Origin of the sequence: Streptomyces sp. NPDC051320 (assembly GCF_040682175.1) — a bacterium.
Classification (GTDB): domain Bacteria; phylum Actinomycetota; class Actinomycetes; order Streptomycetales; family Streptomycetaceae; genus Streptomyces.
Window position 1 is genome coordinate 1 of sequence record NZ_JBFBAL010000035.1, and the last position, 11,442, is coordinate 11,442.

Here is an 11,442-nt window from a genome sequence, read left to right on the forward strand (position 1 = left end):
ACGCCACTCTTTAACTACGGATTAGACGCACTTCAGGGCGGCCTGCTCGTTGGGGAAGTGGCCTCGGGCCTTGACCGCCCGACGGATCCGCGCGTCCACGGACTCGATCGCGTTCGTCGTGCAGACGATGCGGCGGATCTCTGTGTCGAAGCGGAGGAAGGGAGTGAACTCCTCCCAGGCGTTCTCCCAGAGCCGGACGATCGCCGGATACTTCTTGCCCCACGCGTCGGCGAACTCCGCGAACCGCTCCAGTGCAGCCTCCTCGGTCGCCGCGGTGTAGACGGGCTTGAGGACACGCGCGATCTTGTCCCAGTCCTGGCGGGCGGCATAGCGGAATGAGTTCCGCAGCAGGTGGACCACGCAAGTCTGCACGATCGTCTTCGGCCAGACGGTCTCGACGGCGTCGGGCAGGCCCTTGAGCCCGTCGCAGACCAGCATGAGGACATCGTTCACGCCGCGGTTCTTGATCTCGGTGAGGATGTGCATCCAGTGCTTGGCGCCCTCGCCGCCGTCACCGGCCCACAGCCCCAGGATGTCCCGCCGGCCCTCGGACGTGACCGCCAGGGCCACGTAAATGGGCCGGTTCGCCACCGCACCGTCACGAATCTTCACGTGGATAGCGTCAATGAAGACCACCGGGTAGACGGCGTCCAGGGGCCGGTTCTGCCATTCCGCCATGCCCTCGAGGACCTTGTCCGTGATCGTGGAGATCGTCTGCCGGGACACCTCAGCTCCATAGACCTCGGCCAGGCGAGCCTGGACCTCACCGGTCGTCAGGCCCTTCGCCGCGAGCGAGATGACCATCTCGTCCACGCCCGACAGACGCTTCTGCCGCTTCTTGACGATCCTCGGCTCGAAGGAACCCTCACGGTCGCGGGGCACGGCTATCTCCACCGGGCCGACATCGGTCAGCACGACTTGGCACGGGTTCCGTTACGGGAGTTGCCACCGTTCTTCCCCGCCGGATCATGCTTGTCATAGCCGAGATGGTCGGTGATCTCCCCCTCGAGAGCCGACTCCAGGAGCCGCTTCGTCAGCTGCTGAAGCAGCCCGCCCTCACCGGTCAGCTGAAGGCCCTCGGCCTGAGCCCGGCCCACCAACTCATCAATCAGCCGGTCGTCCACAGACTTCGACGCCGCCTCAGACGGCTCGACGGACTCGGCCTCGGTCACGTTGTCACTGGTCATCGATGCATCTTCCATGATCGGGAGTTACACCGAACGTTTTACAGACCCGAAGAGAAAGACGAGCAGCGCGAGGAGAATGTCCGTACTTACCGCCGGTGTCACATTGGTCACAGGGTTCACACGCCGAGTCTCCGGAAGCTTCAACCCTCGCGCTGGCGAAAATCGGACATCACGCTCCGGCACGCGGCTGCTGCTCCCGGAGACCGATGTCACCAGCAACGCACCACCAGCCGCCGATGGTCGGTGGCCTACGTCGTTACTTGAAGTCCATCGACTGATACGTATCCACTCCATCTACCCGGCCCGTGGCCTGCACGCGCATCGCCCCAGGGCCACAAGAAGTCGACTGGCGAGAACCGCGCGAAAGGGAGCTGCCCACCTCGGTAAACCGGATTCTCGGTCACGGGTTGGGAGTACCGGCCCTCCGACCAGCTGACGCCCATATCCGAGCGAAGCCTCCAGGCAGGACACACGAACGTACCGGTCCCGGAGACTCCTGCGACCTTCGTCTGAAGGGTGTTGGGCCGAACACGAGGGGCCCTTCTCTGGTCAGCAGTTGATGAACTTGTGTGAGGCGTTCTGGTTCTTCAACGTCGCGTTGAGGTTCGCCCATGTACCCCTAGGGATGATTTGCTTGGGGCCGGTCCAGTTGCTGTTGTAGTAGACGGCGACATCACAGTAACGGTTGTTGTTGATGACGGATGCCGCGTTGTTGTGGACCGGGTCTCCCGATCCGCTGCACAAAGCGCCGTCGCCATGGGCCTGCTTACTGCAGACGAACACTTGAGTGCTGTAGATCGAGGCACTGTAGGGCGTGTCGTAGACAGCGCCCGCGATGTTCGAGTTGTAGTAGAAGCAGACCTCGCCGTCGTCGCACCAACCGTCCCACGCCTTCGTGGCACCCGGTGCGGCCTGGGCGCCGCCTGCCATTGAAAGACCTGCGCCGACAAGAGCGAGCGCTGCTGCGCCGATTGCGGTCATCCGTCTGAGATACACTGAGTTGCCCCTTCGTCCCGGCGCTATGCTTCCGGTGCTGATCTGAGATCGACTTCGAAGCGGATCGATACGTCGGCATGGTCATGCGAGGAAGACCGTCAAAGACGGGATATTCGCTCCGGCTCTTGCCGAAATAGCCGCGTACAGCGAACCACCAGCTTCCGCACGTATAGAAGACATTCGCAGGCCCGATCACTAATGGGGGAAAGGGCTGTGCGGGCTGCTGGCTGTAGGTAACGGACGGCGTTGTCACCTTATTTGGTGCGTGACTGATCACATTTCGTTGCATGACACAAAGATGGAATCGTAAAGACAGACCTGAAATTTATACTCTGTGTTCTCTGATCCTAAGGACGGTGCACAGCAGTTTCGAGACCCGTGACGACGTTGGAGGTCAGCGCCCGCACTGAAAGCGATTCACAAGCGCGCCTCCCCGGAGAAATGCCGGGCAGCATTGCGCAGGATGTTGTGTCCCTCCTCCAGCTCGCGACCGTTTCCGCGCGACAGCGAGCTCAGCCTTTGGGTTTTTTGCCTGATCCAAACAACCCACCGCATCTTGCGAGTAACTGCTTGATCATCACTGCCTCTACTTCACTGCATTGAGTATCTGCAGAACCTTGAGAACAGAAGACCACACGCGCTTTTGCCTTACAACTACGCGGATCGATATTACTCGCGGGTAACTGGAGGTCCAATTCCTGGGCACTATCGCGTTTCTCTATGCGTCGTCAGATAACCTAGATAGGAACGTTTTTGAGTAGGTGTCAGTTCAACTCAATCAATGTAGTGTGATGTATATCACATTAACCTCGATTCTTCAGCGGTGATCGTTGCCGCATAGGGTGATCATTTCGCCCTGTTTGTTCTCGCTGTTCGCGGTCAGGGTCTTCGCGTGCCGCTGCGGCTGCGCCGGGCTCCACGGTCCCGGGGTGGTGCGGGGGCCTCCTTCCTGGTCTTCGTCGGGGTGGGGGCTGCTCGTCAGGTGACGGTGGTCAAGCCGGTCAGGCGTTGCCAGGCCAGGACGAAGGCGGCTGTCCAGGGCCAGTCGGGTGCGAGGCGTAGGTGCCTGCGGCGGGCGTGGGTGGCGAGGCGTGCGGGCAGGTGGTAGATCCGGAACCGCATGGTGTCGGGTTCGGCGTCGGCGAGTTCGTCCTGGTCGTGCAGGGCCAGGAGGCGGAGCCAGGCGTCGAGGTCGGCTGCGAGGTTCGCGGCGAGCATCCAGCCCTGGTTGACGGTGAAGGATTTCGAGGGCAGGTTGTGCAGGCCCATCGCCTTGTTGGTGCGGACCCGGTCCTCGACGACCGCGTGGTGGCGGTGCAGGGCGTCCAGCCACTGCGCCTGGTGGGAGCCGGGGATCCGGGTCATCTTGCGGATGTTGGTAGCGATGACCGAGTACTTGAAGCCGGTCTTCTTCTCGAAGTCGGTCAGGTTCGCGAGGTGGCGTCTGGAGGGTTTGACCCGGCGGACGATCAGCCTGAGCCCCCGGCTCCAGCCCTCGCGTGCGCTCAGGCCGCTCAGTTCCGCTACTGCGTAGTCCTCCTGGAGGGTGCCGTCCTGGTCAGGGAGACTTCCCAGGCCGTCTCGGGCAGGCGGGCGATGGCCTGCTCGTCGAGGTCGGTGATGGTCCAGCCGGTGGTGAAACGGACCGTGCGCCGACGGGTGTTCAAGCTGATGAGGTGTTCGTGCAGGCCGTGCGTCGCGCCGGCTCCGTCGACGCGGATCAGGAGCTTCGCGGCCGAGGAGCCGGGTATCTGGGCGAGTGCGCCGGCCAGGACCGTGATGTGGTCGGCGACGGTGTTGCTGCCGGCGTTGCCCGGCCTCAGCAGCATCGCCAGGCATTCGGACGTGTTCGCGCACCAGGCGGCCAGCGGATGGAAGCCATAGGTCTTCTTCCAGGTCGCCTTCGCCTGTTCCTTCTTCGAGGCGGCCGTGATGATGGTGGCGTCCATGTCAACGATCACCCAGTTGTGCAGGCGTTTCCCGGCGACGGTGAGCCAGGGGAAGCCACCGGGCCGCAGGGCCAGCCACGACCACACCATCCGGCGGACCCGCGCCCGGACCCGGGCGATCGCCGCGAGCCGGTCGGCATCGCACAGGTCCAGGGTGCGGTGCACCGTGGAGTCCGAGACACCTGGACCGGTCATCCGCACGTGGTGCAGAGCGAGTTGCTCGGCCTCCGCCACACTGCGGGCGCCCAGCGCGATGGATACCGCCAGCTGGACGAAGACCACCGCCCGATCCCGCCACCCCGGCCCGCCCGCCGGGAACACCCCAGCCAGCGCCTCCGTCAGCCCCGACCGGTCCGCCAGCCGCCGCAGCAACGCCACCCCGGCATGCCCGACCAGCCCTTTCCCGTCAGCCCCCACGACCAGACTCCGGTCCCACCCTGTACGCTCGCTCACCAGAAAGGTGTCCTGATTCTTGCAACCGATGCTTCCTCGACAGTCGCATCCTCGCAGGCCAGGGCACCTTTTCTGCTACCGGGCCGTCAGACCGGGCAATTCCGCTGAATGGTCAGGGTTAACAGCAGGTTCGTTGTAAAATAGAACCAGAAGCTTGTGATATAAGTCCAATCGGGTTGCGAATCCCCGCATTCCTACGTACGAAGCCTCACCGGATCAAACCGGACAAGATCACCTTACGCAAAGACCCTTGCGATCCATATATTATGGAATGACTGGTTCTCGCAATCCCACCTCACCGCGAAGGGTTTGTGTTGGCTGGAAATCGCCTCACACACTCATCGCCGAACGCGGATAGTGATCACGGTCTGAAGCAGGGATTCCTACTTCAGAATCGGATAGTCCCTTTCTCGGTGCACCGAGAACAAATTGAAGGGAAATCGTCGTGAAAACACTCATTCCCACTCTTTCGGATCTCCGGGAAATCTCGGAGGATTTCCTGATCAAGGAAAGCCCGGTCCTGCACAGGTCGCTTGCTCAGCGGCTGGCCCTGGACGACGTCATCCTGATCGAAGACAGCGCCCTCGCCTACTCGTCGGGGCTGATCCCCGATGAGGAAGAGGACGCCCGCGCCTGACCTGACTGCGTCTCCGTGTCGTTCTCCCGCGGCCTGGGCCGCGGGAGAACGACCCCACCTCACTGACCAAGGACGGCCTCATGGCATCAGTGAAGCTCAACCCCTCCCCACCGGCGGCCGAGTGGCCGCTCACCGGGCTAGACCTGGCCGCGCTGGAAGCCGGCGGCTGGCGTCCCCTTCCCTTCAACGAGTTCGTGGTCAAGCTACACAGTCGCTGCAACCTCGCCTGCGACTATTGCTACATCTACGAGATGGCCGACCAGAGCTGGCACGGCCAGCCGACCTTCATGGCCGAGGACACGATGGCGACCATCGTGGAGCGGATAGGCGAACACGCCGAGCAGCACAGGTTGAAGCGAGTTGTGGTCATCCTGCACGGCGGCGAGCCATTGCTGGCCGGACTGGAGCGGACTGAGTTCTTCGTCGGGACGCTACGGAGCCGGCTCGCCGGTATCACCCCGCTTACCCTGCTGGTTCAGACCAACGGCGTGCTTTTGGACCAGGCCTATCTGGAGATGTTCGCGCGCAACAGGGTGTATGTGAGTGTCAGCCTGGACGGCGGGCGCGAAGAAAACGACCGGCACCGCCGCTACCGCAACGGCCGAGGCAGCTTCGACGACGTGAGCCGTGGGCTGGGGCTGCTCGGCTCGAATCGCTATCGTTCCCTATTCGCCGGAATGCTGTGCACAGTAGACGTCAAGAACGATCCGATACGCACTTACGAGACGCTGGCAGAATTCGCCCCGCCAAGGATAGATTTTCTGCTGCCGCACGCTAACTGGTCGGCCCCGCCAGCTTCGTATCCCGGATCCGCAACTCCTCACGCCGACTGGCTTCTGACGATATTCGACCACTGGTACGGGCCGGACGGCGGACGGGTCAAAGTACGCCTCTTCGAGGACTTGATCGCGCTCATCCTTGGTGGACACGGCGGCTCGGAGGCGATGGGTACGGCACCCGCGCGCATGGCAGTCTTCGAAACGAACGGCGATCTGGAACAAGTCGACTCGCTTAAGTCCGCCTTTCCTGGGGCTGCCCAACTCGGCTTTAACGTACGCGACCACGCCCTGGATCTCGCGCTGCGGCATCCGGCCATTGCGGCCCGGCAGATCGGCATGGACGCGCTCAGCGATACCTGCCTTGACTGCTCGCTTCGGCAGATCTGCGGCGGTGGACAGTTCACCCACCGCTATCGCGAGGGCACCGGCTTCCGCAATCCGTCGGTGTACTGCGCCGACCTTCAAAAGCTCATCGAGACCGTCTACCGGAAAATCTCGTCCGACCTGACCGCTGTGAAGGAGCGCGCCACGCATGCCACCGTTCGACCTGCAAAAGACCACCGCTGAGCTGGCCACTGGATACGGCAGCACCGAGACCTTCGAGGCACTGCGGCAGGGCCAACTCGCCAAGCGCATGTACCTCGTCCAACGTCTGCTGAGCAGCGCTGAAGGCCACCCCGACGCGGAGGCAGCAGGACTTCCTCAGGCGTTCGCTCACCTCACCCGTCTGCAGCACGAGCACCCAGAAGTCGTCGGCCGACTGCTGTCCTCGCCCATCACTGGCGGCTGGCTTCTGCGCGCATTGCACCACCTGGCAAATCTGCCACGGGAGGACGCAGGCGTCGTCCTACGGCAAACCTTCGGCTACCCGGGCTGGCTCGCTGCCGCAGCCATGATCCGCTCACGGACCGCCGGCGAGGTCACAGTCGTCGTACGCCGCGGCGTCGTGATGTTGCCAGGGGTGGGTCTGCTGCGGCTGGCCGCAGCAGACGTCGACGGCTACGGCACCGCGGAGTTGCGGATAACCACCGACGGCATCCTCACCGCCGCCCACCGTGGCCGTGAGACCACTATCGACACCACGGTCTCCGAACGTTCGGACCAACCTGGCGAGTGGATCCCGGTCGGGCGACTCAGCAGCGACGACGACCCGGTCGATGTGATCCTCGACGACCTCGATCCCTTCCGCACGATGGACACCCGCACTATGCCGACCGCCATCTCGGCCAGTCAGCTACGGGTCTGGCAGCACACCTTCCGCGGTGCTTGGCAGACCCTGCAGGAATACCATCCCGCCTACGCGGCGGGCATGGCAGCCGGGTTGCAGTCGATCGTGCCGCTGTCCGCAGAACCGGTGGTGCAGGTACTGAGCAACACCTGGCCCGAGGCGTACGGCGCGATCAGGGCAGCCCTACCGTCCGGCCGCTTCAACCTTGCCTCGGTACTCATCCACGAATTCCAGCATGCCAAACTCAGTGCCCTGCTCGACTACGTCGAGCTGACAGACCCCGCCGCAGCCCAGAAGCGCTTCTACGCACCGTGGCGGAGCGATCCACGGCCAGCCGTCGGGCTACTCCAGGGCATCTACGCACACACGGCCATCGCCGATTTCTGGCGGGTCCACCGGAACCACCCTGACGCGAACAAGAACCTTGCCGAGACGCAGTTCGCCCGGTGGACTGTTCAGGTGGACCGGGCCATCACGGAGTTTAAGAACTCCGGTGCCCTCAACGAGGCGGGCGCCAGCTTCGTCGCGACCGTGCATCGCACCCTGGCCCCCTGGCTCGACGAGCCGCTGAGCGACAATGCCTTTTGGGTCGCTGAGGAGGTCGTCCTCGCCCACCAGGTTGCCTACCGGGTCCGCAACCTGACCCCGGACGAGGGCCATGTGCGGCAGCTGGCACAACGGTGGCACAGCGGCGACCCCGCGGGCGAAGTTCACTCTTTTGACAGGGCGTTCCGGCCCGCCTCGCTCACCGTCGACTGGCGCAAGGGCGATCTGCCGGCCGACTACGTGCGTCTGGCCGGCGCCGGAAGTGGGGTGCGAGCCGGCGCTGGCGCTGGCGACCTGGCTCTGGCAGCCCAAGACTACCCGGCCGCGATAGCCGCCTACGGGGCCGAGATAGCCAAGTCACCTGATGCGCCCGACCTATGGGCGGGCCTCGCGGTGGCGCTGACCCGCGCCCGTCCGTCGGACGGAATGCGTCCCCTGACGGAGGCGACGGAGACTGTGGCAGCTCTGTACGGTCTGCTGGCCGCCGAGCAACCCGGAGAGCCCGTGGGCGCAGAAGCCCTTGTCAACTGGCTCACCGAGGGGCCCCGTTGACTGAGAGCCAACTCGCAGTCTTCCGGAACCGGCAATTCACTGCCCTGTGGTCCGCTTTCGGGATCTCCTTCCTCGGCGATGCCGCAGTGCGCGTCGGATATCCACTGCTCACCCTCGCGGTCACCGGGTCCCCGGTGGCCGCAGGCTGGGTGGCCTTCGCGGCGAACCTCCCATCGCTGGTGCTGGCGCTTCCCGCGGGCTGGGCGGCGGACACCTGGAACCGCCGCTACATCCTAGTGACCTGCCAACTGGTCGGGACAGTGGTCGCGGCGATCGTCTTGGCCGCGGTCCTGACCGGGAGCGGCGTCCTGCCGGCGCTGATCGGCGGCGCCTTCGCCGAGGGAACGGTGGCCACGACCGCGGGCGCCGCCCGGCTGCCCAGCCTTCGCAGCGTGGTCCCTGCGGGGCAACGTTCGGCGGCTCTGTCGGCCTACGAGGTGCTGACCCTCGCCACGGGGCTGGCAGGACGCGCGCTGGGCGGGCTGCTCTTCGGGCTGGCGCGCTGGCTGCCGTTCGGTGCGAACCTTGCGTCGTACCTCGGATCGGCTGCGTTGCTGGGCACCATTCCGGCCGACGCGCTCACGTCCCGTGCCGTCCCCCAGAAGCCCGCCCCGCGGCACGGAACACGCGAGAGTTTCCGGTGGCTCCGGCAGGAGTCTTTCCTCCGTTTCTGCGTGCTGTCGCTGTCCGGCACGGGCATGGTGTTCCAGATCCTGCAGCTCGTCCTGATCGTCACCGTGCGGCACAGCGGCGACACATGGCAGGTCGGGTTGGTGCTGGCGGCGAGCGGAGCGGGGGGCGCGGTCGGCGCGATGATCGCTCCCGCGACACCGCGATCCTGGTCCGCGTCCGCCATCATCGCTACGTCGCTCTATGTATGGGCAGCGCTGCTGGCTGGAATGACGAGCACCACCGACGCCTATCTGCTTGCGCTGCTCAACTTGGGCATCGGCGGTGTCGGCGGCTTCTCGAACGTTGCCATCAACGTCTACCTGCTTGAAGCTGTGCCGGAGGAAAAGCTCGGACGGATCAACGCGGCCGCAGAGATCCTGCCCAACACAACCCTGGTGGCCAGCGCAGCGGCAGCCGGCTACCTCGTGGCCGCCAGAGGCCCAACGAACACGCTGTACCTGCTCGCCTTGGCCATGATCACTCTCGCGGTCTGTGGAACCTTCTATCGGCGTTTTGAGAGGGGTGAGGGGTCACTCGGCAGGGGCCCTAAAGAGTTGTCCTGTAAAGAAATCGAGAGGAAGGAGTAGTGGAGCCACAGATCAAGTACTCGCCGGAGTTACGTGAGGAAGCGGTTCAACTGGAGTTGAAGCCAAGCAGGCCGATCGCCCATGTTGCGCGGGAACTCGCTATGGGTGCTATCACATTGGCTGGTCCGTGGGACGGTTCATCCTGATGCGCCGTCGCGCCATTTACCGGTGCCCACACAGCTTGCTGGCAGACCCTCGATAGGTCTTGGGGTGCGGCGAGGTGGATCTCGTCCTAGGTCTCGCGGCGGCCGGTGTACCGCTGGAGGGGGCGCCTCGGACTTCGACGTAGGCATGCTCGACGCAGATCCGGCGGGAGAATTGGCGGCGTTCCATCGCCCGCCAGCCGTACCATTCGCTCCGCGGCCCAGCGCAGTGGTCAGCCGTCCACAACAACGCAACGGGCAACCCGCAGACGGCCGGTCTCCGTCCGGGGTGCAGTACGGTAAGGTACGAGAGCCTTTCTGGTCGGTGGAGACGTCGCAATCCACACCGAACCCGGAAGGCCCTCACCCGTTCAAGATCCCTCAGCCGAGATCTCGCTCACCCGTCCACACCCTCCCCAGACAGAACACCTAGTGAGCTGGTTTGGAGATCCTGTCGCAGTAGCGGCAGATGCGGTCGAGGATCTGGTCGGCGGTTCTGGTCCATCTGAAGGGCCGGGGCTCGCCGTTCCAGACCTTGATCCACTCCTGTATTGCGGTCTTGAGGTCGTCGAGGGAACAGAACACTCCGCGCTCGAGGCAGCGTCGTTCCAGCTCTGCGAACCACCGCTCGACCTGGTTGATCCACGACGAGTAGGTGGGAGTGAAGTGCAGGTGGAACCGGGGGTGCGCGAGCAGCCACTTGTGGACCACGGGCGCCTTGTGGGCGGAGAGGTTGTCGCAGATCACGTGGACCGCCATACCCGGATCGGTCTGGTGGTCGATCTCGTCGAGGAAGTCACGGAAGTCCACGGCCCGGTGCTGCGCGGAGAGCTTCGTGATCACCTTGCCCGTCGCCGTGTTCAACGCGGCGAACAGATCGACAGTGCCATGGCGGACGTAGTCGAAACTCCTGCGTTCGGGCACTCCCGGGATCATGGGCAGTACCCGGCGTGGTCCGCTCCAGCGCCTGGATCTGCGGCTTCTCGTCCACGGCGAAGACCGCCGCGTTCGCCGGCGGAGCGAGGTAAAGACCGACGACGTCACGGATCTTGTCGATCAGAAACGGGTCCGGTGAGATCTTGAAGGTCTCGGTCCGCCACGGCTGCAGCCCGAAGGCATGCCAGATCTTCAGCACGCTCGCGGGCGAGATCCCCACCACCTTGGCCAGCTCCCGCTTCGACCAGTGTGTTCCACCCTCAGGTGTCTCCTCGAGGGTACGTACCACCACCTCTTCCACCTGAGCGTCGGTGATGGTCCGCGGCACCCCGGGACGCGGCTCATCCGACAGGCCGCCGAGCCGGTCCCGCAGGAACCGGGTCCGCCATCTGGCCACTGTCTTGCGCTCGGTCCCCAACCGTGCGGCCACGACGGTGTTGTTCCACCCTCGCGCACACGCCAGCACGATCTGAGCACGCTGAGCCAGGCCCTGCGCGGTCGAGCGCCGCCTGGCCCATCCTTCCAACGTCAACCGCTCGGCATCCGACAACACCACCGCAGGCAGCCTGGTATCACCCATCCACCCAGAACACCGGCCGCAAGCCCGTCACGTCAGGAGAAACCCAAGATCTGAAACAGAACACGACTCACGAGGCGAGCCCAGTTCTCAAAACCAGCTCACTAGGCACTGTTTCTCGGATCATGTTCGGAGCCAGATGACGAGGGCTGCGAGCGTGATGGTGCCGAGGTAGATGTAGGCGCGTTTCTCGTAGCGGG

Annotated in this window: 7 protein-coding genes and 3 pseudogenes; 4 read left to right on the top strand and 6 right to left on the bottom strand. The window is 64.3% G+C overall.

What is annotated here, in order from left to right; all coding sequences use genetic code 11:
- Window positions 1-24: 24 nt before the first annotated feature.
- The 4 genes and pseudogenes from AB0M87_RS32760 to AB0M87_RS32775 all read right to left on the bottom strand — a co-directional run.
- Window positions 25-1,187: pseudogene (locus tag AB0M87_RS32760) on the bottom strand (IS256 family transposase); the annotation flags it as partial.
- A 549-nt stretch (window positions 1,188-1,736) separates the two neighbouring features.
- The gene (locus AB0M87_RS32765; RefSeq protein ID WP_365859458.1) at window positions 1,737-2,168 is read right to left on the bottom strand and encodes a peptidase inhibitor family I36 protein; all 432 of its coding nucleotides are present in this window, start codon (window positions 2,166-2,168) and stop codon (window positions 1,737-1,739) included.
- Window positions 2,169-3,161: 993 nt separating this feature from the next.
- The gene (locus AB0M87_RS32770) at window positions 3,162-3,812 is read right to left on the bottom strand and encodes a transposase (RefSeq protein WP_365859470.1); all 651 of its coding nucleotides are present in this window, start codon (window positions 3,810-3,812) and stop codon (window positions 3,162-3,164) included.
- Window positions 3,707-4,585, bottom strand: a complete 879-nt coding sequence (locus AB0M87_RS32775; protein ID WP_365859460.1) for a transposase — start codon at window positions 4,583-4,585, stop codon at window positions 3,707-3,709. Before AB0M87_RS32775 ends, AB0M87_RS32770 begins: the two co-directional genes overlap by 106 nt.
- 445 nt (window positions 4,586-5,030) lie before the next feature.
- On the opposite strand from AB0M87_RS32775, the gene AB0M87_RS32780 reads away from it, so the two are divergent.
- From AB0M87_RS32780 to AB0M87_RS32795, 4 genes are all read left to right on the top strand, one after another.
- Entirely contained in the window at window positions 5,031-5,222 is a 192-nt protein-coding gene (locus AB0M87_RS32780; RefSeq protein WP_365859462.1) for a hypothetical protein, read from the top strand.
- Between the two features lie 80 nt (window positions 5,223-5,302).
- Window positions 5,303-6,568, top strand: coding sequence for an FxsB family cyclophane-forming radical SAM/SPASM peptide maturase (locus AB0M87_RS32785; RefSeq protein ID WP_365859464.1), 1,266 nt, complete (start codon window positions 5,303-5,305; stop codon window positions 6,566-6,568).
- Window positions 6,534-8,327 carry an HEXXH motif-containing putative peptide modification protein gene (locus AB0M87_RS32790; protein WP_365859466.1) on the top strand — a complete coding sequence of 598 codons (1,794 nt, stop codon included), beginning with the start codon at window positions 6,534-6,536 and terminating at the stop codon, window positions 8,325-8,327. Before AB0M87_RS32785 ends, AB0M87_RS32790 begins: the two co-directional genes overlap by 35 nt.
- Complete coding sequence (locus AB0M87_RS32795) at window positions 8,324-9,586, top strand: MFS transporter (protein WP_365859468.1); 1,263 nt, start codon at window positions 8,324-8,326, stop codon at window positions 9,584-9,586. The genes AB0M87_RS32790 and AB0M87_RS32795 overlap by 4 nt, the downstream gene beginning before the upstream one ends.
- Window positions 9,587-9,965: 379 nt before the next feature.
- On the opposite strand, the pseudogene AB0M87_RS32800 reads toward AB0M87_RS32795, so the two are convergent.
- Window positions 9,966-10,070, bottom strand: a pseudogene (locus AB0M87_RS32800) (IS481 family transposase); the annotation flags it as partial.
- An 88-nt stretch (window positions 10,071-10,158) separates the two neighbouring features.
- Window positions 10,159-11,245: pseudogene (locus tag AB0M87_RS32805) on the bottom strand (IS630 family transposase).
- Between the last annotated feature and the right edge of the window lie 197 nt (window positions 11,246-11,442).